We start from the raw sequence: 23,862 nt of genomic DNA, 5'->3' as shown, positions 1-23,862 counted from the left end.
TGCAGCTTGCAGCTTGCAGCTTACTGCTGCTTTCCGCCTGCACAAGTCGGCGACGCCGGGGCGCCGTCGATCTCTGCCCATTCCTGCGGGGTGTAGGTGTGCAGCGCCAACGCATGGAATTCGCCCATCAGCTCGCCGAGTGTGCCGTAGACTTTCTGGTGCCGCTTGACCCGGTTCAGGCCTTCGAACTGCGCACTGACCACCACCGCCTTGTAGTGGGTCTGTAACCCACGGCTGTGCATGTGGCTTTCGTCCAGCACTTGCAGGTGCTCAGGCTGTAACAGGGCCAGCGTCGATTCGATGCGTTGTTGCATGGTCATCACGAACTCCGCTTACTTCTTCTTGGCCGGCGCAGCAGCGCCTTTCGGGTCCAGCTCTTTGGTCATGTCGTCGAGCAGCTTGTTGACCACCGGCACTGCGCTTTCCAGTTTGCCCTGGGTCATCTGCGCCGACTGCTGGGTCAGCTGCGGCATTTTTTCGAGGACTTTCTTGCCCAGTGGCGACTGGTAGAAAGCCACCAGATCTTTCAGCTCGGATTCGCTGAAGTTGCTGGTGTAGAGCTTGACCATGTCCGGTTTCAGCTTGTTCCAGCCGATGGCCTGATCCAGTGCGGCGTTGGCCTTGGCCTGGTAGGTTTCGAGCACGGCTTTCTTCGACTCAGGGGCTTTGGTCTGTTCAAAGCGCTGGGCGAACATTTGCTGCACTTGCATGTACACCGGGGTGCCCAGCTTGTCAGCGTGAGCCAGCGTCAGGAAAGCTTCGGCACTGGCGTTGTGGCTGGCGGTATCGGCAAGCACCTGGCCGCTGGCGCAAACCAGTGCAACCGCGGTACAGATGGCGCGAAGACGAGTCATCGAGTTTCCTTTAAGCAAAGCGAGGTCGAACCCCAAGGGCGACCATTCTGCGCCTAACAATCGCTGCGGCTCAACCCCCGGGCCTTGCCGCGCTTGATTGGCGGGGTTTTGCGGTCAACAATCGAGTCGATGGAACCACCCGGGCCGACGCCGGCCTAAATTGCGCCAACAGACCAACAGGAGTGTGCACGATGAGCCGTATCGAAACCGACAGCCTGGGCCAGATCGAGGTCCCGGACGACGCTTACTGGGGTGCTCAGACGCAACGCTCGCTGATCAACTTCGCCATTGGTCAGGAACGCATGCCGCTACCGGTGCTGCACGCCCTGGCGCTGATCAAGAAAGCCGCCGCGCGGGTCAACGACCGCAATGGCGACCTGCCCGCCGACATCGCTCGCCTGATCGAACAGGCCGCCGATGAAGTCCTCGCCGGCGAGCATGACGAGCAGTTCCCGCTGGTGGTCTGGCAGACCGGCAGCGGCACCCAGAGCAACATGAACGTCAACGAAGTGATCGCCGGTCGCGCCAACGAGCTGGCCGGCAACCCGCGCGGCGGCAAGTCGCCGGTGCACCCCAACGATCACGTCAACCGCTCGCAAAGTTCCAACGACTGCTTCCCCACTGCCATGAGCATTGCCACCGCCAAAGCGGTGCAGGAACAACTGCTGCCGGCGATTGCCGAGTTGTCCGGTGGCCTCGCTGAACTGGCGGCGCGGCACATGAAACTGGTGAAGACCGGGCGCACGCACATGATGGACGCGACGCCGATCACCTTCGGCCAGGAGCTGTCCGGCTTCATCGCGCAACTGGATTACGCCGAGCGCGCGATTCGCGCGGCGTTGCCGGCGGTCTGCGAGCTGGCTCAGGGTGGCACCGCAGTCGGCACCGGGCTGAATTCACCGCACGGCTTCGGTGAGGCGATTGCCGCCGAACTTGCTGCGCTGTCCGGTTTGCCATTCGTCACCGCGCCGAACAAGTTTGCCGCGCTGGCCGGCCATGAGCCGCTGGTGACCCTGTCCGGCGCGCTGAAAACCCTCGCCGTGGCGCTGATGAAAATCGCCAACGACTTGCGTCTGCTGGGCTCAGGTCCTCGCGCAGGTTTCGCTGAAGTGAAGCTGCCGGCCAACGAACCCGGCAGCTCGATCATGCCCGGCAAGGTCAACCCGACCCAGTGCGAAGCGCTGTCGATGCTCGCCTGTCAGGTGCTCGGCAACGACGTGGCGATCGGTATCGCCGCCAGCCAAGGACACTTGCAGTTGAACGTGTTCAAACCGGTGATCATCCACAACCTGCTGCAATCGATCCGTTTGCTCGGCGATGGCTGCAGCAACTTCCAGCAGCACTGCATCGCCGGGCTCGAACCTGATGCCGAGGCCATGGCCCAGCACCTGGAACGCGGGCTGATGCTGGTGACCGCGCTGAACCCGCACATCGGTTATGACAAGTCGGCGGAGATCGCCAAGAAGGCCTACAGCGAGGGGCTGACCTTGCGTGAGGCGGCGCTGCAGCTGGGTTATCTGACCGATGAAGAGTTCGATGCCTGGGTGCGGCCGGAGAACATGATCGAGGCCGGGGCCAAGGGCTGAAATCTTCAGTGCCTGGAAGTCAGCCTTCGCGAGCAAGCTCGCTCCCACAGTGGACTGCATTCTCATGCTGGGAATGCGCAAAAATGTGGGAGCGAGCTTGCTCGCGAATGCGGCCGGCGCGGTTCAACTGGCTGCCATCTTCATCCGACGCGCCTTCAATCCTGCAATCATCGACGGCCCCAACGCCACCAGCGCCGAACCCAGCACCACCAGCACCGCCCCGCCATAGCCCAGCGCATTGATTTGCTCGGCATGCACGTACTCCGGCCAGATCCGCGCCGCAATCGCCACCGCAACAAACGTCACCAGCGGCGTGATCGCCAGCGTCGCGCTGACCCGCGATGCTTCCCAGTGCGCCAGTGCTTCGGCGAATGCGCCGTAGGCGATCAAGGTGTTCATGCAGCACGCCAGCAGCAGCCAGCCCTGCAACGGGCTCAGGCTCAGCGCTTCCAGCGGATGCACCCACGGCGTCAGCAACAGCCCGCAGAACAGATAGATCACCATCATCACCTGCAACGAATTCCACACCGTGAGCAATTGCTTCTGGCCCAGCGCATAGAAGGTCCAGACCGTCGACGCCAGCAGCACCAACAGCACGCCAGCGGTGTAATCGGACAGCGAGGTCAGCAGCTCGGCCAGGCGCTGATTGAAGAACAGACCAAAGCCGATCAGCAGCACCAGCAAGCCGATGCCCTGACCAATACTGAAGCGTTCCTTGAACACGAAGAGACTGGCGATCAGCAGCATGATCGGGCCCATCTGCACCACCAATTGCGCGGTGCCGGGGCTGAGCAGGTTGAGGCCCATCAGGTACAGCACGTAATTGCCGACCAGACCCAGCACGGCCATCAGCACCAGCCAGCCGCCCTTGGGTCCGAGCACCTTTCGACTTGGCAGGCGCTTGACCGACGCCAGATAGATGAACAGGCAACTACCGGACACCATCAGGCGAAACCAGGTCACCGTGACCGGGTCCATCACCTGCAATACCTGTTTGAGCTTGATCGGCAGGATGCCCCACAAAAATGCGGTCAACAGCGCCAGGAACAGTCCGTACACCCAGCGCCCCGATGAAATGTGCATGCGAACCCCAAAAGCCTGCTGACAAGAACAGCCATTCTAGGCGCCCGACCGAGCACAACACAGGGACAGTTACCGGCAGGCCGCGAATGAGACTGTGCAGGTCGCAGCAATAAACCGGCGCATCGCCGTTGATCGGCCGGGCAGGCATGCCAAGTGCTTCAGGCATAAGCTGACTGCAGACTTTTCAACGCATTGATCAGGGAGACCGACATGTACGCCATGCGCGCCGAGGACAGCGCCCCCGCCACCCGTTTTCGCAGCGACCGCGTGTGTCGGGTCAATGGCGAGCTGTATTTCAGCACCCGGGAAAATACCCTTGAGGGGCCGTTTGACGGTCAGGTGATCGAGCGGGAAATTCAGGCTTATATAGCGCGGATGCAGCGGCAGGGTTCCAAGGGCTAACCGTGTTGATCCCATCGCTGGCAAGCCAGCTCCCACAGGATCTTTGACATATACAAAACCTGTGGGAGCTGGCTTGCCAGCGATGGCGATCTGACCGACGACAACGAACGGAGGATTTAGCGCACCGCCTCAAACAACCCGCTCGCCCCCATCCCGCCACCCACGCACATGGTGACGATGCCGTAGCGCAAATCGCGCCGCTGCAATTCCCGAATCAGGTGCCCGACCTGGCGCGAGCCGGTCATGCCGAACGGGTGACCGATGGAGATCGAGCCGCCATTGACGTTGTACTTGTCGTTGTCGATTTCCAGCCGATCTCGGCTATACAGGCACTGCGAAGCGAACGCCTCGTTCAACTCCCACAGATCGATATCCGCCACTTGCAGGCCCTTGGCCTTAAGCAGTTTCGGCACCGAGAACACCGGGCCGATGCCCATTTCGTCCGGCTCGCAACCGGCCACAGTGAAGCCACGGAAGAACGCTTTCGGCTTGAGTCCGAGTTCCAGCGCCTTGTCCAGGCTCATCACCAAGGTCATCGAGGCACCGTCGGACAGCTGCGATGAATTGCCCGCCGTCACCGAACCGTCGTCGGCGAACACCGGCTTCAGTCCGGCAAGGCTTTCGTAGGTGGTGTCCGGGCGGTTGCAGTCGTCGCGCTCGACCACGCCATCGACAATCTGCACCTCGCCACTGTTCTTGTCTTCGACGCGGTATTTCACCGCCATCGGCACGATTTCATCGTCGAACAGACCGGCGGCCTGGGCCTGAGCGGTGCGCAGCTGGCTTTGCAGCGCATAGCGATCCTGGGCCTCGCGGCTGACGCCATAACGCCGGGCGACCACTTCGGCGGTCTGGCCCATGGTGTAGTAGATGCCGGGGGTCTGTTGCTTGAGCAACGGGTTGATCAGGTGATCGGTGTTGACGCTTTTCAGGGTCAGGCTGATCGACTCGACGCCGCCTGCAACGATGATGTCGCTGCAACCGGAGGCGATCTGGTTGGCAGCAATCGCAATCGCCTGCAAACCCGACGAGCAGAAGCGGTTGAGGGTCATGCCGGCGGTGCCGGTGCCCAGGCGCGAGAGCACCGCGACGTTGCGGCCAATGTTGTAGCCCTGCGCGCCTTCGTTAGAGCCGGCACCGACGATGCAGTCCTCGACACTGGCCGGGTCGATATCGTTGCGGGTCAGCAGCGCATTGACGCAGTGGGCCGCCATGTCATCGGGGCGGGTCTGGTTGAACTTGCCGCGAAAGGATTTGGCCAGGCCGGTCCGCACGCTGTCGACGATCACCACTTCACGCATGGCATACCTCATTGTTGTTGTCGGTTGAGAGTGGACCTGAGCATAAGTCCACCTTCTTGCCGACCGCGAGGATCATTCACCCGGCGTATGCGCGGCCATCGCTTCAGTCCTTGTGCTTTTTGGCCTTCTTGTCGGATTTCTCGAAGGCGTCTTCCAGCGCGCGGTTGATGGTGCGCAACACTTTCACCCGTGCCCAGCGCTTGTCGTTGGCCTCGACCAGCGTCCACGGCGCAATCTCGGTGCTGGTGCGGTCGACCATGTCGCCCACGGCTGCACGATAAGCGTCCCATTTTTCCCGATTGCGCCAGTCGTCTTCGGTGATCTTGAAGCGCTTGAAGGAAATCTCTTCGCGCTCCTGGAAGCGCTCCATCTGCGTATCCTTGTCGATGGCCAGCCAGAACTTGACCACGATCACGCCGGCGTCGGCCAATTGCTCTTCGAAGTCATTGATCTCGCCGTAGGCGCGCAGCCAGTCGGCCTGGGTGCAGAAACCTTCGACCCGCTCAACCAACACCCGCCCATACCAGGAGCGGTCGAACACAGTAAATTTGCCCCGCGCCGGAATGTGCCGCCAGAACCGCCACAGGTACGGTTGCGCGCGTTCTTCTTCGGTTGGTGCGGCGATCGGGACGATGCTGTACTGACGCGGGTCGAGCGCCGCTGCCACGCGGCGAATCGCACCGCCCTTGCCCGCCGCGTCGTTACCCTCGAATACCGCGACCAGCGCATGGCGACGCATGCGTTTGTCGCGCATCAGCCCGGACAGGCGCGCCTGCTCGGTGATCAGTTGTTCTTCATAGTCTTTCTTGTCTAGACGCTGGATCAGGTCAAGGCTGTCGAGCAGGTTCAACTGATCGACCGGCGTGCCCAGCGGCGCGGCACTGACTTCGTGGGGATTGACGTCGGCGCGCTTGAGCGCACTTTGCAGGCCTTCGAGGAGAATCTTGCCCACCGCCAGGCTGCGGTAATTGGCATCGACGCCTTCGATGACATGCCACGGCGCGTAATCGCGACTGGTACGGCGCAGCACGCGCTCGCCGTATTTGACGAACTTGTCGTAGGTCTGCGACTGCTGCCAGTCCAGCGGGCTGATGCGCCAGCTGTGCAGTGGGTCGTCGGCCAGCGATTTGAGCCGCGCTTTCATTTGCTTCTTGGACAGGTGAAACCAGAACTTGAAGATCAGCGCGCCTTCATCGCAGAGCATTTTTTCCAGACGCTCGGCGCCGGCGATGGCCTGATCCAGACGCGGATCCTTGAACAGACCGTGCACCCGGCCCTGCAGCATCTGGCTGTACCAGTTGCCGAAGAAAATCCCCATTCGGCCCTTGGCCGGCAGCATGCGCCAGTAGCGCCAGGCCGGTGGCCGTGCCAGTTCTTCATCGGTTTGCTGGTCGAAGGTGCGCACTTCGATCAGGCGCGGATCCATCCATTCATTGAGCAGCTTGACCGTCTCGCCCTTGCCCGCCCCTTCGATGCCGTTGATCAGGATGATTACCGGGAAGCGCTTCTGCTGCTGCAACTCGAACTGGGCTTCAAGCAAGGCTTCGCGCAGCGCAGGGACCGCCGCCTCATAAGTGTCTTTGTCGATGGCGTGACCGATTTCAGCGGATTCGAACATGGGACGGCTCCTTCCAGGGTTCAGCAAGACTAGCGGATTGGGCACGGACGCGGCGCATAAATTCCCATGAACTCAGGACGGGAGGAGAACTTTGTGTGAGGGGATTTATCGTTGACTGGCTGTGCAGCAGGCGTAAATCCGGGAAGTGTGGTTTGGATCGGGAAAACGGGGTGGATGGTTTTGGGACTGCTTCGCAGTCCAGCGGGGATGAATCCCCTCGCCACAGGGTTCTTTTCACCGCGAGCCTTGTGCTGGATCAGGTAGTACCGGCGCGATCGGCTAGAATGGCCGCCTTGTGTTTGCCGAGCCTGCCATGAAAGCCGAAATGCCCCACGCCCAACTCGACTGGGACGACCAGGGACGCCCACGTTCGCGGGTGTTCGATGACGTGTATTTTTCCGACCAGTCGGGGCTGGAAGAAACCCGTTACGTGTTTCTCGAGCAGAACCGTCTGGCCGAGCGTTTCGCTGCACTGCCCGCCGATGGGCGCCTGATCATTGGCGAAACCGGCTTCGGCACCGGGCTGAATTTTCTCTGCACCTGGCAGTTGTTCGAACAGCACGCGGTGGCCGGCGCACGCATGCATTTTGTCAGCGTGGAAAAGTACCCGCTGGCGCCAGCGGATCTGCAACGGGCCCTGGCACTTTGGCCGGAACTCAAGCCGTTGGCCGATCAGTTACTCAAGCACTACGTAGCGATTCATCAAGGTTTTCAGCGCATCACTCTGGCCGAAGGCCGGGTGACGCTGACCTTGCTGATCGGCGATGCGCTGGAGCAACTGCCACAACTCGATGCGCAGGTCGATGCATGGTTTCTCGACGGTTTCGCTCCGGCGAAAAATCCGGACATGTGGACCGCTGAGCTGTTCGTCGAACTGGCGCGTCTGGCCGCACCGGGATCGACCATCAGCACCTTCACCAGCACCGGCTGGGTCCGCCGTCTGCTCAACGCTGCCGGGTTCAAGATGAAGCGCACGCCGGGCATCGGCCACAAGTGGGAAATCCTGCGTGGCGAATTTCTTGGCTGGCCCGCCGAGGTGGCGGCGCCGATACCGGCGAAACCCTGGTTCGCCCGCCCTGCTCCACTCAACGGCGAGCGCCGGGCGCTGGTGATCGGTGCCGGCCTGGCCGGCTGCGCGACAGCATCGAGCCTGGCGGCGCGCGGCTGGCAGGTGAGTCTGCTGGAGCGGCATGCGACGGTGGCGCAAGAAGCTTCGGGCAACCCGCAAGGCGTGCTCTATCTCAAGCTGTCCGCCCATGGCACGGCGTTGTCGCAATTGATCCTCAGCGGCTTCGGTTACACCCGGCGTCTGCTGGAAACGCTGCAGCGCGGCAGCGACTGGGATGACTGCGGGGTGCTGCAACTGGCGTTCAATGCCAAGGAAGCCGAGCGCCACGCGCAACTGGCGCAGGCATTCCCGGAAGATCTGCTGCATTGGCTGGAACAACCTGAAGCCCAGGCCCGCGCCGGTGTCGGCGTGGCCCACGGCGGCTTGTTCTACCCCGAAGGCGGCTGGGTGCATCCGCCAGCGCTGTGTCAGGCCCAGGCAATGCATGCCAACATTGATTTGCTCAGCCATCACGAAGCTTTGGAACTGCGCAAAGTCGCAGACCTGTGGCAAGCCTTCGACGGCGAACGACTGCTCGCCAGTGCGCCGGTGGTGATCCTGGCCGGAGCCGCCGAAATCAAACGTTTTGCCCAGAGTGCCGAACTGCCGCTCAAGCGCATTCGCGGGCAGATCACACGTCTGGCTGAGACTGCAGAAAGTCATGCGCTGGCCACGGTGGTGTGCGCCGAGGGCTATGTCGCCCCGGCACGACTGGGCGAGCATACGCTGGGCGCCAGTTTCGACTTCAACAGCGACGATCTGACGCCCACGACAGCCGAGCACCAAGGCAATCTGGAAATGCTCGAAGAGATTTCCAACGATCTGCTCACCCGTCTGAACATCAGCGAGCAGCCAGTCGAGAACCTTGAAGGCCGCGCCGCCTTCCGTTGCACCAGCCCGGATTATCTGCCGATCGTCGGCCCGCTCGCCGACCGCACAGCCTTCCTCCAGAGCTACGCAGCGTTGAGCAAGGACGCCCGCCAAGTGCCGGACATCGCTTGCCCATGGCTCGACGGACTCTACGTCAACAGCGGCCACGGTTCTCGCGGGCTGATCACCGCGCCGCTGTCCGGCGAATTGCTCGCCGCGTGGCTGGGCAACGAGCCGCTGCCGTTGCCGCGCAGCGTAGCCGAAGCCTGCCATCCCAACCGTTTCGCCTTACGGCAGTTGATTCGCGGCAAGTAGGTTTCACTCGTCGGGCATTACACAGAGGCCGAGGTCCATCAGGCGTATCGACTCTTCGGTCAGACGCTTGATTACGGCTTGTTGTGCCTCATCGCGCTCGAGCCTGATGGCATCCATCTGGCTCAGGTAATCGGCGGAGGGCAGCGTTTCGGCCTGTTCGAATACAGCATCGATGCGCGGTGCGTAGAGCGCATCGATGGGCGAGAATTTCCGCGCGAACGTGCGCTGCAGATAGTCTGTCCAGAACCCTTGCCGCTGCATGAATTTCAGCCATTCGGGCGACAGCTCCGCCGTCATGATCCGGTTCTTGGCCGTCTCCAGATCGGCAGCCGTCACGCCCCCCTGTTCGGCGAATTGCATCCGTCGCGGCTGCCCGGGTAAGTCGAGCGCCTCGGCGAGTCCGGTGCGATAGGCCAGATTGACCTCCAGTGCGTCAGCCTTCGGATGTTTGCGCACATGTTCAAGCGCAAGGTCGCCGAGCTTTTCCAGGCGAAACAGGCGTTTTCCCAGTTCCAATAGCGGTTTGGCAGTGACCGGCCGGCCGCCGGCGATATTACTGACCCGATCAACTTCGACCGCCACTTCCAGATGACTGAAGTTCATCGCCGCGCTGTCCGTGCAGTTGATCGGATTGGCGGCGAGGTTGAGCACTTGATCGCACAGCACCGGGTCACGCTGCGCCGCCTCAAGCACAGCCCAGACGCGCCGGCGCATGTCGGCACTGCCCTGCGTCGCATCAGCGGTATCGCCCAGTTCCGACAACAAGTGAAACAAGGCCTCGCCGCGCTCATCGTCCTTGAAAGCGGTCCAGATCCGTTCACGCTCGGCGGCCTGCGCTGGGGGATTGTCGATCATCCACAGCGAACGGGCCTTCTGTTCGTCCAGCCGAGCGATATCGTCCTGCAGGTAGCCCATGCCGACACCGATGTTGTTGCGGTAGTTTTCAAGGTGAGTCTCGCTGGCCGCAGACAACGGATTGAAGCGCAGATTCAGCGCCTGACTGAATCGACGCGACACCTCGAACAGCCAGTCGGGCAGATCCTTGATCTGGTTGTTGCGCAGGTCCATCCACTCGGCAGACGGAAGATTTTTGAGGCCGACCGGCATTTCCCTAAGTCCCGTTTCGCGCAGCAGCAATCGGCGCAAATCGCGCATGGCACTGACGTCCGGCGTCGCGCCCAGAGGATTGCCATTGAGATTGAGGTAGTGCAGCGTGGTCATGCGTTTGAGCTTGGCCAGCGTCGGCTCCGTCAGCTGCAGCTGATTGTTTGCCAGGCTCAGCCGCTGGAGATTGGGCATGTACGACAGCATTTCCGGCAAGCGTGTAACGCTGTTGTTGTCCAGTTCCAGCGACTCGAGCTGTTTGAAGGATTTGAGAAAGTGCGCGACGTCGTCGTTCTGGGCCATGTTCTTCATCGATAGCTGCTGGATGTGATCAAAGCTCACCCCCGGCGGCAGTGTCGGCAGCTTGCCGACGCGCATGCCATCAAGGTTGAGCGTGCAGAGGGATTTGCCCTGTTCGTCAGGCACCCAGTGAAACCGGCGAAAACCCTCCTCGATCAGTTCTGCGGTCATTTTTCGGCTGTGGCGCGCTTCTGCCAGGTCACCCCCCAAGGCCTTCAGGCCCAGCGCGTCCTCGCTCCAGACAAACAAAGCGTCACGCAGGGTTTTCAGTTCCTGCTGCAGCGCTTTGACCCGGGTCGCGCGGCTCAGCGGATCCGCGCCGAGGCCATCGATCAGTTGGCTGGCCTGGGTTTCACTCAGGCGCGGGTACAGCCTGCGCACTTTGCGCAGCAGCCCGCGCGGATGCTTGTTTGCAGGGGCTTGATCACCTTGCACGCATGCCGGTTCCTCGATCCTCGCGGCCTTAGCGTTGCGTAACGTGCGAGCCGTGACCTGGCGTTCCTGCAAGGCGGCATCAAGCAGCTTGCTGCGCAATTGCCGGGTGTTCGCGGCAAAACCCGGCAGCGTGCGCTGACGCTGCGGCAGTGCCTTGAAAATGGCCGTGAACAACGCTTCAGGCCCCATGGCCACCTTGCCAAGGGACTTTCCCTCGTCGCTGAACGCTTCATAACCGGCGGCAGATTTCACCAGTGTGCAGGTGTTTTCCGCGCTGGCCGCCGTGTCGCCGACCTCTTCCAGAACCGGCCCCGCCAGGGTGTTTTCGCGCAGCTGCAGACGCCATTGCGTATCCCAGCCGTTCAGGCGCGGCAGCAAGCGGATGGCCAGCGCATCAGTGTCAACGTTGGCCAGACGCGGCCAATGAAAACCCGCCAGAGCGTGATCGAGGCGCACCTCCTCAATGCCGGCCCTGGCCCGCTGCGCAAGGCGCAACGGCACCCGTCCGGTCGATCGCAGGTGCTGGCGCTCGACACTGGTGGCGCGGTCGACCAAGCGTTGCCCATGACGCGCCGAAAGGTCAGTGAACACCTGGCGTAATTTCACCAGTTCGCCCGCCTCGCTCTGGTCGTAACGCTGGTACATGCGCTTGAAGGCCGCGCGATGATCCGCAGTGAGTGCCGCGGCCAGCTTTTTTGCCAGCGCCGATGCCTGCGTGGATTTCGCCACCTTGGCGCCAAGCATCTCTTTGACTTCGTGCTGGTCAAGGCCATCGATGACCGTTTGCAGCAATTGACCCCGGGACAACTGCTCGCGCGTAACCTCGACACTGAGGGTGTCGTCGAGCAAGCGCGTCGCAGGATAGGTTGCTTCGATGGCTTTTTCGGCGCTGGTCACCGCGATATAACGGTCAGTCGGCCAGCCCGGCAACGTCGGCAAAGCGTGCAACTGCTCCTCGACAGGCTGGCCGGAATGGTACTCGCCGCTGTGCAATTCGATTGTCAGCTCGCGCAATTGCCGGATCAGGCGCACACGCTCCACGGTGTCGCGCAAGCGCACCGGCAGCTTCAGGTTGTCATTGAAGGTTTGCAACAGCGCCTCGTGCGAGGTGTCGCTGAGCCGGCGCATCATGTCCAGATCATCATCGACGAACTCGCTGAGTTGTGGATCGATGCGCTTGAGCGTGTAGGCCGAGCTGCTCCATTCTTCCGGCGCCTCGTTGGGAACCTGCCAGCCGCCCTCGACATGCCGGACCAATTGTGGGGCATAGGCGTTTGCACGTTGCGCGTGTTCGAGGTGCCAGGTCTTGCCGTCGGCGTCGTACTTGCCCGCAAGCAGCCGATGGTCGACACGGCCTATGGTCTTGACCCCGATCCGGTAGAACTCCTCGGAGCCCGCATCGATGGTGAAACCGGCTGGAAGCGCGTGCTCATAATGGCTGAGTTCCGGCTTCCACAAGCGAGGTCTTGCGGCGTGATCGAGAATCGCAGCGAATTGTCCGAAAAACTCGGGATGGCTGCGCAGCAGCTTGCCGCCCAGGGCACCGATTGCTTTTTGCCCACCGGCGAAGACGCCCATGAGCGCAATGTTCTCGACGACACTGAGCACATGCGACAGGGCTTGCTGATGGTCACCGCGTTGCCAGTCTTCGACGCCCTCGAACACCTCGCCAAGCAATTGGCCCACTGCGACGCCCATCATCAACTGCCCGAGTACCGGCACGAACAGCCCTGCCACAGAAGCCAGGGTCACTCCCGACTCGAGCCAGTCCTGCAGGCGTTTGCGACGCGCTTCTTCATCGATATCCGCGGTCGGCACCGCCAGTTTGCGCGCATCGATCTGGCGCTTGCCGACATGACTCAGCAGCATGAAATCGAACAGTGATACATCGATCGACAGCTGTTTGATAACGGCCACCTCACCCTTGTCGGTGAACGCCGTGAGGAAATCGGCCTTGTCATCTTCATCCAGACTGCGAGCGAAGTATTCCCGGTAGTCCGTCGTCTGCAGTTGTTGCGTAAGGTAGAGCTTGAAGGCCGCCAGATTGGGGTACTCGTACAGGGCTCGTGCGGGCTCGCCAGGCATGTACACCAGGCAGCCGTCCTCGGGATGGTGCTCCAGGGAACGTGCGCTGAAAACCACGACGCCCCAGACACAGCTGTCGAATATTTCAATGCCCTGCATGACCATTGGGTCCTCGCCGTAGCGCAGGGTTTGCGGCGACGCCACGCCATCGGCCTCGATCAGATCCTTGACCATGCGCAGCCCGGATGAGGTGATGTCACCTTTGAGCCAGGCCTGCTCGGCATCCAGTCGCAACAGATGCTTTTTCATCGCGACGATGTCGCGGGTCATGGCACTGCTGGCCACGACGTTCCCGCCATCGTCCACAAGGCCGAAGGTTTTCTGCAAATGCAGCTGGTATTGCTTGCCCAGATCCAGCTCGCGGCACAACGTGGCGAACGCCGCCGGAGTCAGATCCTTGACCCCGCCGGGCGCACTCTGGACGCGCACCACACTGCCTGAGGGGAACGCATCTGCCTGTTCTTCATCCTCGGTGAAATTCTGCATCGCCGCCTGCAGCAGGGTCTGCGTGGCATGTTTGATCACTTCGACGCCGGACTCATCGGCAGTGACCGCCTCACAACCGCAGTCGACACCGGGCAGGCTCAGCAGATCCCGCTCGACGTCATAGACCGCCGGCCATTTTTTCTTCAGCGCGGCGGTCAGCTCGCGGATGCAGAAAGGCTGCAACGATTCGAGGCGGCTGAAGTCCTTCTCGACCTTCAGTTGCAGGGTATGCAGATCTCTGACGGTCTGATCGAGCACCGCGAGGGTCGCAGGCGAGGCCGTAAGCAAATGCGGCGGCAGATTTTTCTGCAGGGCTTGGGCAATATCGAGGTCGCCGGTAGCCTCAAGCAATGTGCCGAGAATCGTGGCTTGAGTCGTTGGGATGTTGTTTTCTTTGGAAGGCATGGCAATAGTCCTTTATTGCGGGAGGCCTGTGACCTTAGCGATGCCTGAGGCAAATTGATAATTCAAAAAGCTCGGGGAAATCCCGGCAACCAAACAGGATTTGCGACCGTTAAAACAGCCCGCTACCACCCAGTAGCTCAGAGTCGGTTGTCCACGCTCCTTGCGCTTGGATAACCGCCGCACCTTGGCGCAGACGGCTTGCTTATAACTTATCGATCTAAAACTCCGCCTACCGTGACAGGTCAGTTTCTGAGTACCCGCACTTTTCGCGCGGTACGGCTTGACCTTCCCCAACGGAAAAACCGGTAAGGACTTTATGTGCGGATTAGCTGGCGAGTTACGTTTTGATCAACAACCTGCAGACCTTGCAGCGATCGAGAGAATCACCCATCACCTGGCCCCTCGCGGCCCTGACGCGTGGGGCTTCCATGCCCAAGGGCCGATTGCCCTGGGCCATCGACGCCTGAAGATCATGGACCTGTCGGACGGTTCGGCACAGCCGATGATCGACAGCCAACTGGGCCTGTCCCTGGCTTTCAATGGCGCGATCTACAACTTCCCGGAATTGCGCGCAGAGCTTGAAGCGCTGGGCTATGCCTTCTATTCCGGCGGCGACACCGAAGTGCTGCTCAAGGGTTATCACGCCTGGGGCGAGGCGCTGCTGCCGAAGCTCAACGGCATGTTCGCCTTCGCCATTTGGGAGCGCGATGCCAAGCGCCTGTTCATCGCCCGTGACCGTCTCGGCGTGAAGCCGCTGTACCTGTCGCGCACTGGCCAACGCCTGCGCTTTGCCTCGGCACTGCCGGCGCTGCTCAAGGGTGGCGACATCAACCCGATTCTTGATCCGGTGGCGCTCAACCATTACCTGAATTTCCATGCGGTGGTGCCTGCGCCACGCACCTTGCTGGCCGGTATCGAAAAATTGCCGCCCGCCACCTGGATGCGCGTTGAGGCCGATGGCCGCACCGAGCAGAAAACCTGGTGGACCCTGCCCTACGGCCCGAATGAAGACGAGAAAAACCTCAATCTGGAAGACTGGGTCGATCGCGTCCTCGACAGCACCCGCGAAGCGGTGGCGATTCGTCAGCGTGCGGCAGTGGATGTCGGCGTGTTGCTGTCTGGCGGTGTCGACTCGAGCATGCTGGTCGGCCTGTTGCGTGAAGTCGGTGTAGAGAACCTGTCGACCTTCTCCATTGGTTTCCAGGATGCCGGCGGCGAGCGCGGCGACGAGTTCCAGTATTCGGACCTGATCGCCAAGCACTACGGCACCCGCCACCATCAGTTGCGCATCGACGAGAAAGAAATCATCGAGCAACTGCCTGCTGCGTTCCGGGCGATGAGCGAGCCGATGGTCAGCCATGACTGCATCGCGTTCTATCTGTTGTCGCGGGAAGTGGCCAAGCACTGCAAAGTGGTGCAGAGCGGCCAGGGCGCGGACGAGTTGTTTGCCGGTTATCACTGGTATCCGCAGGTCGACGGCGCGGCCGATCCATACGCGGCCTACCGCGATGCATTCTTCGACCGCAGCTATGACGATTACGCGGCAACGGTTCAGCCGAAATGGCTGGTCGATCACGACGCAGCGGGCGACTTCGTCAAAGCGCATTTTGCCCAGCCTGGCGCTGATGCCGCGGTGGACAAAGCCTTGCGTCTGGACAGCACGGTGATGCTGGTCGATGACCCGGTCAAACGTGTCGACAACATGACCATGGCCTGGGGCCTGGAAGCGCGTACGCCGTTCCTCGACTATCGGCTGGTCGAACTGTCGGCGCGAGTACCGGGCAAATTCAAACTGCCCGACGGCGGCAAACAAGTGCTGAAAGAAGCTGCGCGCCGGGTCATTCCAAGCGAAGTGATCGACCGCAAGAAAGGCTATTTCCCGGTGCCGGGCCTCAAGCACTTGCAAGGCGATACTCTGAACTGGGTGCGCGAACTGCTGCTGGATCCGAGCCAGGATCGCGGCCTGTTCAACCCGACCATGCTCGACAAGCTTCTGACTGACCCGCAAGGCCAGCTGACCCCGTTGCGCGGTTCGAAACTGTGGCAACTGGCGGCCCTGAACCTGTGGCTCAGTGAACAAGGAATCTGATTGATGAAACCCCATGCCACGTCCATCAACCAACGCCTGTTGCGTGGTCAGGCCCCCTCGTATGAACGTTTGCAGGCGCGCCTGGCCGAAGACGGCAGCGAGCCTGCCAGCGCGCCGATTGCCGTGCACTGCGGCTGGGGCCGGCTGCTGATCGGGCACACCTTTCCAGACCCGGCGTCGCTGGCGCAGGAGCTGCTCAACGAACAGCCCGGCGAGCGTGACATCGCGCTATACGTTGCCGCACCGCAGCAGATTCTTGGCCTGGAGCCGACGCAGCTGTTTCTCGATCCATCCGACACCCTGCGCCTGTGGTTCAGCGATTATCGGCAGGCCACGCGGGTGTTTCGCGGCTTCCGCATTCGTCGCGCGCAGAGTGAAACCGACTGGCAAGGGATCAACCGCTTGTACCAGGCGCGCGGCATGTTGCCGATAGATCCGGAGCTGCTCACTCCGCATCATCAGGGCGGTCCGGTGTACTGGCTGGCGGAAGACGAGGATAGCGGCGCGGTGATCGGCAGTGTCATGGGCCTCAACCATCAAAAAGCTTTCAACGATCCGGAACACGGCAGCAGCCTGTGGTGCCTGGCGGTCGACCCGCATTGCTCGCGCCCCGGCGTCGGCGAAGTGCTGGTGCGACATCTGGTCGAGCACTTCATGAGCCGTGGCCTGGCTTATCTGGATCTGTCGGTGCTGCACGACAACCGTCAGGCGAAAAACCTCTACGCCAAACTCGGTTTCCGCAACCTGCCGACCTTCGCCATCAAGCGCAAGAACGGGATCAATCAGCCGCTGTTTCTCGGCCCGGGGCCGGAGGCGAATTTCAACCCTTACGCACGGATCATCGTCGAAGAAGCGCATCGACGCGGTATCGACGTGCAAGTGGATGACGCCGACGCCGGGCTGTTCACCCTCAGCCATGGTGGCCGTCGCGTGCGCTGCCGCGAGTCGCTCAGCGACCTGACCAGCGCCATCAGCATGACCTTGTGCCAGGACAAAAGCCTGACCCACAAGGTGCTCAAGGCCGCCGGCCTGAAACTGCCGGCACAGCAACTGGCGGGCAATGCCGACGACAACCTGGCCTTCCTCGATGAACACCAGCGGGTGGTGGTCAAACCGCTCGACGGTGAACAGGGCCAAGGCGTCGCGGTGGATTTACGCACCATCGAAGAGGTGCAGAAGGCCATCGAAACCGCCAAGCAGTTCGACAGTCGCGTGTTACTGGAGAGCTTCCACGAAGGTCTCGATCTGCGCATTGTGGTGATCGGTTTCGAAGTGGTCGCAGCTGCTATTCGCAAGCCCGCCGAAGTGGTCGGTGATGGCCAGCATTCCATCGGCGCGCTGATCGAAGCGCAGAGCCGCCGCCGGCAAGCGGCCACCAGCGGCGAGAGCAAGATCCCGCTGGACCACGAAACCCAACGTACGCTGCACGCTGCCGGCTATGACTACAGCAGCATCCTGCCGGCCGGCGAGCATCTGTTCGTGCGGCGCACGGCTAACCTGCACACCGGCGGTACGCTGGAAGACGTGACCGACATTCTTCATCCGACCCTGGTCGACGCGGCAGTGCGCGCGGCGCGGGCGCTGGATATACCGATGGTCGGCCTCGATCTGATGGTGCCGGCGGCGGATCAGCCCGACTACGTGTTCATCGAAGCCAACGAACGCGCCGGCCTCGCCAACCATGAACCGCAGCCGACGGCGGAGCGCTTTGTCGATCTGTTGTTTCCGCATAGTCAGCCGGCTGTCTGAACCTTTCCTGATCGTTCCCACGCTCTGCGTGGGAACGCCTCATCGGACGCTCCGCGTCCATTCGAGGGACGCAGAGCGTCCCGGGCTGCATTCCCACGCAGAGCGTGGGAACGATCAGTGCTCAACCCATCAGGAGTTTCCATGACCATGACCACACAAATCCCTGAACCGGATCTGGCTTACCTGCAAAAAGTCCTGCTGGAGATGCTCGCCATTCCCAGCCCTACCGGGTTCACCGACACCATCGTGCGCTATGTCGCCGAGCGTCTCGAAGAGCTGGGTATTCCGTTTGAAATGACCCGACGCGGCACCATTCGCGCGACGTTGAAGGGCAAAAAAAGCAGCCCCGACCGCGCCGTATCGGCGCACCTGGACACCATCGGCGCCGCGGTGCGTGCGGTGAAGGACAATGGTCGCCTGACCCTCGCCCCGGTCGGTTGCTGGTCGAGCCGCTTTGCCGAGGGCAGCCGGGTCAGCCTGTTTACCGACACTGGCGTGATTCGCGGCAGCGTGTTGCCGCTGATGGCTTCCGGGCATGCGTTCAATACCCAGGTCGATGAAATGCCGATCAGTTGGGACCATGTCGAACTGCGGCTGGACGCCTACTGCGCGACCAAAGCCGATTGCGAATCGCTGGGCATTCATGTCGGTGACGTGGTGGCGTTCGATCCGCTGCCGGAGTTCACCGAAAGCGGCCATATCAGTGCGCGCCACCTCGACGACAAGGCCGGCGTGGCCGCACTGCTCGCCGCACTGAAGGCGATTGTCGACAGTGGCCAGGAGCTGAACATCGATTGCCATCCACTGTTCACCATTACCGAGGAAACCGGCAGCGGTGCGGCGGCAGCATTGCCGTGGGATGTCAGCGAGTTCGTCGGCATCGACATTGCGCCGGTCGCGCCGGGCCAGCATTCCAGTGAACACGCGGTGAGCGTGGCGATGCAGGACTCTGGCGGGCCGTACGACTATCACTTGTCGCGGCATTTGCTGCGTCTGGCCGGCGAGAACGAATTGCCGGTGCGCCGTGACATGTTCCGCTATTACTTCAGCGATGCGCATTCGGCGGTCACCGCCGGCCACGACATCCGCACTGCCCTGCTCGCCTTCGGCTGCGATGCCACGCACGGCTACGAACGCACGCACATCGACAGCCTGGCGGCGCTCAGCCGTTTGCTCGGCGCGTACATCCTCAGCCCGCCAGTCTTCGCCAGCGATGCGGCGCCGGCCAATGCGTCTCTGGATCGCTTCAGCCATCAGATCGAGCATGACACGCAGATGGAAAGCGAAACCCGCGTGCCGCCGGTAGACAGTCTGGTGGGGCAGCGTTCTGACAGTTGAGCCTTCGGTGAACAGATGACCGCCTTCGCGAGCAGGCTCGCTCCCACAGGGATCGCATTTCAAATGTGGGAGCGAGCCTGCTCGCGAATGGGCCGACAAGTCCAATACAGAACTGGCAGGCAAAACCCAATCCCCGTAGCATCCCGACATTGATTTGACCGAGGTGCCCATGCTCATTCCACACGACGCGCTTGAAGTCGACACCCTCACCCGCCTGATCGAGGATTTCGTCACCCGCGACGGTACTGACAACGGCGATGACACCCCGCTGGAAACCCGCGTATTGCGCGTGCGCCAGGCATTGACCAAAGGCCAGGCACTGATCGTGTTCGACCCGGAAAGCGAACAGTGCCAGCTGATGCTCAAGCACGACGTACCCAAGCATCTGTTCGACTGAAACCGTCAGCCAGCCTTCGCGGCGGCCTCCTTGCGCTTGATCCGGTCATAGACCTCGGCGCGGTGCACATGGACTTTCTTCGGCGCCTCGACGCCGAAGCGCACGCTGGAGCCATTGACCGACAGAACACGCAGGGTGATGTCGTCACCGATTGAAATCAACTCACCGACCACACGGCTGAGTACAAGCATGGGATTCATCCTTCAGGACTGGCAAACCCTGAAGATGCGCGGCTTACAGCGTCTTCACAATCCACGACGAGCAAATCAGTCTTGCCCTACAGTCGCCCACGCCCACAGCTGTCAGACGCTTCGCACAAAAGCCTCAGGCGGCGGAAAAGCGCGGCCCGAACAGAATGATGCTGGCACCGACCACGCACAGGGCCATGCCAATCCAGTCCGAACCCAGCGGACGCACCCGCTCGACCATCGCTAGCCAGCCAATCGAAGCAACGATGTAGATCCCTCCATATGCTGCATAGGCGCGCCCGGCGTAGGCCGCTTCAACACGGGTCAGCAACAGCGCGAACAGGGTCAGGCTGAGCAACGCGGGAATCACCCACAACGCACTCTTGCCTTGGCGCAGCCACATGTAGAAAGCAAAACAGCCGGCGATTTCAAACAGCGCCGCAAGGAAGAACCACAGGTAATTGAGCATGAACGCGTCTCGACAGGGTGACCATGGCGGTCACCCTAACCACGCGGCCAGCAACGAACAAGATCAAGCGTTGTTTTGTCTGGCCTTGGCGCGCATTTTCTCGGCCATTGAGGTCATCTCGTTGTAGAGCAATTGCGGGTTCTTCTGTTTGAGCGCCCAGGCCATGCGCCCTTGTTCGTGAGGCAGAATCATGAACTCGCCGGCGGCGACTTGCTGATAGATGTAGTCAGCGATATCCGCCGCACTGATCGGCGAACTTTCCAGCAACTTGCCGACCTGCGCTTTCATTGCCGGGGTCGGGCCACGGAAAGAATCCAGCAAGTTGGTCTGGAAGAATGATGGGCAGACGACATGCACCGCCACTTCCTGCTGCGCCAGTTCAATCAGCAGACTTTCCGACAAGGCCACCACGCCAGCCTTGGCCACGTTGTAGTTGCTCATCGCCGGGCCCTGCATCAGCGCGGCCATAGAGGCGATGTTGATGATCTTGCCCTTGCTCTGTTCCAGCAATGGCAGGAACGCCTTGCAGCCTTTGACCACGCCCATCAGATTGATCGCGATCTGCCAGTCCCAGTCTTCCAGCGACAGTTCGCTGAAGAACCCGCCCGAGGCGACGCCAGCATTGTTGACGATGATGTCGATGCCGCCGAGTTTTTCTTCACAAGCCTGGGCGAACGCGGTGAGCTGGCTGTAATCGCGCACGTCGCAGCGCTGGATGAAGCCGTCACCGCCCGCCTCGCGCACCAGCTTCAGGGTTTCCTGCAGGCCGGGTTCACTGACGTCGGACAAGGCCAGCCGCCAGCCTTCACGGGCCCAGCGCAGCGCGATTTCGCGACCCAGGCCTGAGCCTGCACCAGTGATCATCATGCGATTTTGCATAGCGGACAGCCTTGTTGTTCCGGGAGAGATGCGCCGAGTGTAGCGAAGGATCCAGCGCCACCCACGCTCCATCCAGTTGCTGAATGGAGGATCAAAAGATTCCAGCCGTCCTTGTTTTCCGGTTGGTCTCATGTAAGAGCTGACGAGTGCAACGAGGCTGCGATCTTTTTGCTGGAAAGGAAATAACAGAGCAATCCAAATACATTAAAAAAACATTGAATTATTTTTCACTGGCGCAAGTCGGAACATGTAAGCCGGCTGGAATTTAGTTGCTCTCCAGCTGCCCACTGAGCATCAAGACTCTTCCAGACTCTGAACAAGGAAATCACCCATGGGCACAATTCTAATCATCATCCTGATCCTGTTGCTGATCGGTGGTCTGCCGGTCTTCCCGCACTCCAGAAGTTGGGGTTATGGCCCGTCGGGCATTATCGGCGTGGTGTTGGTCGTGCTGCTGGTGCTGTTGTTACTCGGCAAGATATGACGATTTGAAGCTGTAAAAAAAGAGGCCCTTGTTCAAGGGCCTCTTTTTTATTGCGTGGACTTTAACCAGGCATCAGTCCGGCGTGCCGTGAATCACACCGGCGGTGTTATCGAGCAGGCTCTTGGTCGCGGTTTGCAGGAACGCTTCAAGTTTGAGTTTGAGTTCGGCAGTGCGCGGCGCGTCCGGCACAACTTCGGCGTGCGGATTGGCACCGAGCTGGTATTGCCAGATTTTCGGGCCCATGTCCTTGTCACGCGGCAACACCAGAATCTGCTCGGCGGTAACGATGGCGGTGGTCTGCTCGCTGCCCGATGGCTTGATCACACCGAAACCGGTATCGCCCTGCGGCAGGTTGAGCAGGTCACGGCCCCAGCACTGGTGACGCACTTCACCACCAAGACGGCCCATAATGGTCGGCACGATGTCGATCTGCGTACCCACGGTATGGTCACGGGTACCGAACTTCTGCTGAATGCCTGGAGCAATCATCAGCATCGGCACGTTGAAGCGACCCAGGTCCATTTCGGTGATCTGGCGCTCGTTGCCGAAGCCGTGGTCGCCGACGATGACGAACAGGGTTTCGTTGAAGTACTTCTCTTTGCGCGCCTTCTCGAAGAACTGGCCGAGTGCCCAGTCGGAGTAGCGCATGGCGGTCAAGTGTTCGTTGAGGCTGCCACGGTCAGTGACGCGCTCGACCGGCAACGGTGTCGGCAAGGCGTACGGGGTGTGGTTGGACAGTGTTTGCAGCAATGCGTAGAACGGCTTGCCGTTTTCCCGCGCCTTCAGTTCCTGCAGGCCACGATCAAACATGTCCTGGTCGGAAACGCCCCAGGTCGGATCGGAGAACACCGGATTGACGAAGTCATTGCGGCCAACGAAGTTGGTCATGCCCTGGTTGCTGAAGAAGCCCGACTGGTTGTCCCAGGCGAAATCGCCGTTGTAGACGTACACGTCGTCGTAGTCGCGAGCACTGAGCACCTGCGGCAGACCGGACAGTTTGTGACTGCCCTCCGGAGTCTGCATCAGGTATTCGAAACCTGGCAGGTTAGGGAAGCAGGCCATGGTCGCAAACATGCCCTGGTGGGTGTGGGTGCCGTTGGAGAAGAAACGGTCGAACAGCAGACCTTCCTTCGACAGCTTGTCCAGGTACGGAGTGATGTTGCCCGGCGCGCCCAAGGCACCGACCGAATGACCGGCCATGCTTTCCATGAGAATCACGACGACGTTCTTGATCGGCAGGGTCTTGTCGGCTGGCGGCGTGTAATCACGGCGCACGGCGGCAATATCGGCGTCGACCAGTTTGTCGTCCGGCATGAGCAGCATCTCACGGACAATTTTCTGCGCCTGCTCCTGCGGCAGCGTGGCTTTCCAGATATTGTCGCGATCTTCGCCCATGCGGGACTTGGCGGCCTCGATCAGCGACAGCGTGGCATTGAGACCGAGCTGGTTGGCAAAGTTGGAATCAGTGGTGTACACGTCGCCCCAGCGCATCGGCGGGCCTTGACGCAGGGTGCCGCGGGCGGCAATCACGCAGATCAACAGGCAAACCACGAACACCGCCAGACGGGTGTACCACGGTGCGACTTGACGGGAGCTGACGCTGCCGCCGCTGAACGGTCCGCGCGGGCGAGTGGCACGATCGGCGCCTTTGAACGCCAGGGTCAGAATCACTGTGCCGATCACCCACGCCAGCAGGTAGCGCACCACCGGAAAACCGTACCAGAGCATGCTCATTACGGTTTTCGGGTCTTCCTTCACGTACTGGAACACCAGACCGTTGAGGCGCTGGTGAAACTCGCGGTAGAAGTCCATTTCCATCAGGCCGAGGAACAGCGCGATGCTCGAGGCGACGGTCAGCCACAGGCGGAAGAAACCGCGCGCGGCCATGGCCCGGGCACTGAACAGCGCCAGCACCAGCGGAATGCACAGGTACACCACCAGGCGCAGGTCGAAACGCAGACCGTTGACGAACGCTTCGAGGAAGGTCGCGGCCGGAGTGTCGAGGATCATTTCGCGGTTGTAGACCAGCAGCGCGAGGCGCAGCGCGGAAAACATGACCATCATGACCAATGCGCACAGCAGCGTGTAGGCCAGATGCGATTTGACGGTCGGTTGCAGCAGGCGAGCAGAAGATCGCTGCTGATTCAGGGCGTCCGGGTTTGCCATGTCGTTTTAGGACCCATTGGAAGTTGAAGTTGCAAAAATACAGCGGCGCCAGGCCCTCTATTGGTCATTCCAGACCCCGGGGCGTGCGCAGTGCGCAAATGTTGCACGATCGTTCACACCATTGCCATTGATTACTGCCCTGCTCTTGAAG

18 protein-coding genes are annotated in these 23,862 nt (G+C 61.1%); 8 read left to right on the top strand and 10 right to left on the bottom strand.

Annotation, left to right across the window (positions count from 1 at the left end):
• Positions 1-20: 20 nt before the first annotated feature.
• Both ACMYUN_RS22880 and ACMYUN_RS22875 read right to left on the bottom strand, forming a co-directional pair.
• Positions 21-320 carry a BolA family protein gene (locus ACMYUN_RS22880; RefSeq protein WP_415761844.1) on the bottom strand — a complete coding sequence of 100 codons (300 nt, stop codon included), beginning with the start codon at positions 318-320 and terminating at the stop codon, positions 21-23.
• Between the two features lie 12 nt (positions 321-332).
• Positions 333-854, bottom strand: coding sequence for a DUF2059 domain-containing protein (locus tag ACMYUN_RS22875; RefSeq protein WP_039760068.1), 522 nt, complete (start codon positions 852-854; stop codon positions 333-335).
• Positions 855-1,045: 191 nt separating this feature from the next.
• Here ACMYUN_RS22875 and ACMYUN_RS22870 point away from each other — a divergent pair, with 191 nt between their 5' ends.
• A complete protein-coding gene (locus ACMYUN_RS22870; RefSeq protein ID WP_129997353.1) occupies positions 1,046-2,440 on the top strand; it encodes a class II fumarate hydratase in 1,395 nt (464 codons plus the stop codon).
• A 123-nt stretch (positions 2,441-2,563) separates the two neighbouring features.
• On the opposite strand, the gene ACMYUN_RS22865 is transcribed toward ACMYUN_RS22870, so the two are convergent.
• Complete coding sequence (locus ACMYUN_RS22865; RefSeq protein WP_129997354.1) at positions 2,564-3,523, bottom strand: DMT family transporter; 960 nt, start codon at positions 3,521-3,523, stop codon at positions 2,564-2,566.
• 210 nt (positions 3,524-3,733) lie between these two features.
• Between ACMYUN_RS22865 and ACMYUN_RS22860 the strand changes: the two genes are divergently transcribed.
• Complete coding sequence (locus ACMYUN_RS22860; protein WP_024013884.1) at positions 3,734-3,925, top strand: DUF6316 family protein; 192 nt, start codon at positions 3,734-3,736, stop codon at positions 3,923-3,925.
• 116 nt (positions 3,926-4,041) lie between these two features.
• Here ACMYUN_RS22860 and ACMYUN_RS22855 read toward each other — a convergent pair whose 3' ends face one another.
• Positions 4,042-5,226 carry a thiolase family protein gene (locus tag ACMYUN_RS22855; RefSeq protein WP_039760075.1) on the bottom strand — a complete coding sequence of 395 codons (1,185 nt, stop codon included), beginning with the start codon at positions 5,224-5,226 and terminating at the stop codon, positions 4,042-4,044.
• Between the two features lie 103 nt (positions 5,227-5,329).
• Positions 5,330-6,844 carry a polyphosphate:AMP phosphotransferase gene (gene pap / locus ACMYUN_RS22850; RefSeq protein WP_415761843.1) on the bottom strand — a complete coding sequence of 505 codons (1,515 nt, stop codon included), beginning with the start codon at positions 6,842-6,844 and terminating at the stop codon, positions 5,330-5,332.
• Between the two features lie 313 nt (positions 6,845-7,157).
• Between pap and mnmC the strand changes: the two genes are divergently transcribed.
• Positions 7,158-9,137: a bifunctional tRNA (5-methylaminomethyl-2-thiouridine)(34)-methyltransferase MnmD/FAD-dependent 5-carboxymethylaminomethyl-2-thiouridine(34) oxidoreductase MnmC gene (mnmC, locus tag ACMYUN_RS22845; protein ID WP_415761842.1), complete on the top strand. Its 1,980-nt coding sequence runs from the start codon at positions 7,158-7,160 to the stop codon at positions 9,135-9,137.
• A 3-nt stretch (positions 9,138-9,140) separates the two neighbouring features.
• Here the strand turns inward: mnmC and ACMYUN_RS22840 are convergent, their stop codons facing one another.
• Entirely contained in the window at positions 9,141-13,952 is a 4,812-nt protein-coding gene (locus ACMYUN_RS22840) for an NEL-type E3 ubiquitin ligase domain-containing protein (RefSeq protein ID WP_415761841.1), read from the bottom strand.
• Positions 13,953-14,268: 316 nt separating this feature from the next.
• Here ACMYUN_RS22840 and ACMYUN_RS22835 point away from each other — a divergent pair, with 316 nt between their 5' ends.
• The 4 genes from ACMYUN_RS22835 to ACMYUN_RS22820 all read left to right on the top strand — a co-directional run bounded on the left by ACMYUN_RS22835 (position 14,269) and on the right by ACMYUN_RS22820 (position 19,525).
• A complete protein-coding gene (locus tag ACMYUN_RS22835) occupies positions 14,269-16,041 on the top strand; it encodes an N-acetylglutaminylglutamine amidotransferase (RefSeq protein WP_415761840.1) in 1,773 nt (590 codons plus the stop codon).
• 3 nt (positions 16,042-16,044) lie between these two features.
• Positions 16,045-17,790, top strand: a complete 1,746-nt coding sequence (gene ngg, locus ACMYUN_RS22830) for an N-acetylglutaminylglutamine synthetase (protein ID WP_415761839.1) — start codon at positions 16,045-16,047, stop codon at positions 17,788-17,790.
• Positions 17,791-17,937: 147 nt separating this feature from the next.
• Entirely contained in the window at positions 17,938-19,128 is a 1,191-nt protein-coding gene (locus tag ACMYUN_RS22825; protein ID WP_129997700.1) for an osmoprotectant NAGGN system M42 family peptidase, read from the top strand.
• A 169-nt stretch (positions 19,129-19,297) separates the two neighbouring features.
• A complete protein-coding gene (locus ACMYUN_RS22820; protein WP_003172962.1) occupies positions 19,298-19,525 on the top strand; it encodes a YheU family protein in 228 nt (75 codons plus the stop codon).
• Between the two features lie 5 nt (positions 19,526-19,530).
• Here ACMYUN_RS22820 and csrA read toward each other — a convergent pair whose 3' ends face one another.
• The 3 genes from csrA to ACMYUN_RS22805 form a co-directional block, all read right to left on the bottom strand.
• Positions 19,531-19,716 carry a carbon storage regulator CsrA gene (csrA, locus tag ACMYUN_RS22815; RefSeq protein WP_024013891.1) on the bottom strand — a complete coding sequence of 62 codons (186 nt, stop codon included), beginning with the start codon at positions 19,714-19,716 and terminating at the stop codon, positions 19,531-19,533.
• A 133-nt stretch (positions 19,717-19,849) separates the two neighbouring features.
• Positions 19,850-20,182 carry a YnfA family protein gene (locus ACMYUN_RS22810; protein ID WP_415761837.1) on the bottom strand — a complete coding sequence of 111 codons (333 nt, stop codon included), beginning with the start codon at positions 20,180-20,182 and terminating at the stop codon, positions 19,850-19,852.
• 63 nt (positions 20,183-20,245) lie between these two features.
• Positions 20,246-21,061, bottom strand: coding sequence for an SDR family oxidoreductase (locus ACMYUN_RS22805; RefSeq protein WP_039760088.1), 816 nt, complete (start codon positions 21,059-21,061; stop codon positions 20,246-20,248).
• A 331-nt stretch (positions 21,062-21,392) separates the two neighbouring features.
• Between ACMYUN_RS22805 and ACMYUN_RS22800 the strand changes: the two genes are divergently transcribed.
• The gene (locus ACMYUN_RS22800) at positions 21,393-21,545 is read left to right on the top strand and encodes a DUF3309 family protein (protein ID WP_003183939.1); all 153 of its coding nucleotides are present in this window, start codon (positions 21,393-21,395) and stop codon (positions 21,543-21,545) included.
• A 72-nt stretch (positions 21,546-21,617) separates the two neighbouring features.
• Here the strand turns inward: ACMYUN_RS22800 and ACMYUN_RS22795 are convergent, their stop codons facing one another.
• Positions 21,618-23,711, bottom strand: a complete 2,094-nt coding sequence (locus tag ACMYUN_RS22795; protein WP_415761836.1) for an LTA synthase family protein — start codon at positions 23,709-23,711, stop codon at positions 21,618-21,620.
• Positions 23,712-23,862 lie beyond the last annotated feature (151 nt).

Origin of the sequence: Pseudomonas sp. CP4 (assembly GCF_047758505.1) — a bacterium.
GTDB lineage: Bacteria > Pseudomonadota > Gammaproteobacteria > Pseudomonadales > Pseudomonadaceae > Aquipseudomonas > Aquipseudomonas fluorescens_AO.
This window is presented reverse-complemented; position numbering and strand designations above follow the sequence as displayed.

Excerpts from the sequence above, each read along its gene's own strand:
- ACMYUN_RS22870 (WP_129997353.1), top strand. The coding sequence starts at position 1,046 with ATGAGCCGTATCGAAACCGACAGCCTGGGCCAGATCGAGGTCCCGGAC.
- ACMYUN_RS22865 (WP_129997354.1), bottom strand. The coding sequence starts at position 3,523 with ATGCACATTTCATCGGGGCGCTGGGTGTACGGACTGTTCCTGGCGCTG.
- ACMYUN_RS22805 (WP_039760088.1), bottom strand. The coding sequence starts at position 21,061 with ATGCAAAATCGCATGATGATCACTGGTGCAGGCTCAGGCCTGGGTCGC.
- ACMYUN_RS22800 (WP_003183939.1), top strand. The coding sequence starts at position 21,393 with ATGGGCACAATTCTAATCATCATCCTGATCCTGTTGCTGATCGGTGGT.
- pap (WP_415761843.1), bottom strand. The coding sequence starts at position 6,844 with ATGTTCGAATCCGCTGAAATCGGTCACGCCATCGACAAAGACACTTAT.
- ngg (WP_415761839.1), top strand. The coding sequence starts at position 16,045 with ATGAAACCCCATGCCACGTCCATCAACCAACGCCTGTTGCGTGGTCAG.
- ACMYUN_RS22810 (WP_415761837.1), bottom strand. The coding sequence starts at position 20,182 with ATGCTCAATTACCTGTGGTTCTTCCTTGCGGCGCTGTTTGAAATCGCC.
- ACMYUN_RS22835 (WP_415761840.1), top strand. The coding sequence starts at position 14,269 with ATGTGCGGATTAGCTGGCGAGTTACGTTTTGATCAACAACCTGCAGAC.
- ACMYUN_RS22820 (WP_003172962.1), top strand. The coding sequence starts at position 19,298 with ATGCTCATTCCACACGACGCGCTTGAAGTCGACACCCTCACCCGCCTG.
- ACMYUN_RS22880 (WP_415761844.1), bottom strand. The coding sequence starts at position 320 with ATGACCATGCAACAACGCATCGAATCGACGCTGGCCCTGTTACAGCCT.
- ACMYUN_RS22860 (WP_024013884.1), top strand. The coding sequence starts at position 3,734 with ATGTACGCCATGCGCGCCGAGGACAGCGCCCCCGCCACCCGTTTTCGC.
- mnmC (WP_415761842.1), top strand. The coding sequence starts at position 7,158 with ATGAAAGCCGAAATGCCCCACGCCCAACTCGACTGGGACGACCAGGGA.
- ACMYUN_RS22825 (WP_129997700.1), top strand. The coding sequence starts at position 17,938 with ATGACCACACAAATCCCTGAACCGGATCTGGCTTACCTGCAAAAAGTC.
- ACMYUN_RS22875 (WP_039760068.1), bottom strand. The coding sequence starts at position 854 with ATGACTCGTCTTCGCGCCATCTGTACCGCGGTTGCACTGGTTTGCGCC.
- ACMYUN_RS22795 (WP_415761836.1), bottom strand. The coding sequence starts at position 23,711 with ATGGCAAACCCGGACGCCCTGAATCAGCAGCGATCTTCTGCTCGCCTG.
- ACMYUN_RS22840 (WP_415761841.1), bottom strand. The coding sequence starts at position 13,952 with ATGCCTTCCAAAGAAAACAACATCCCAACGACTCAAGCCACGATTCTC.
- csrA (WP_024013891.1), bottom strand. The coding sequence starts at position 19,716 with ATGCTTGTACTCAGCCGTGTGGTCGGTGAGTTGATTTCAATCGGTGAC.
- ACMYUN_RS22855 (WP_039760075.1), bottom strand. The coding sequence starts at position 5,226 with ATGCGTGAAGTGGTGATCGTCGACAGCGTGCGGACCGGCCTGGCCAAA.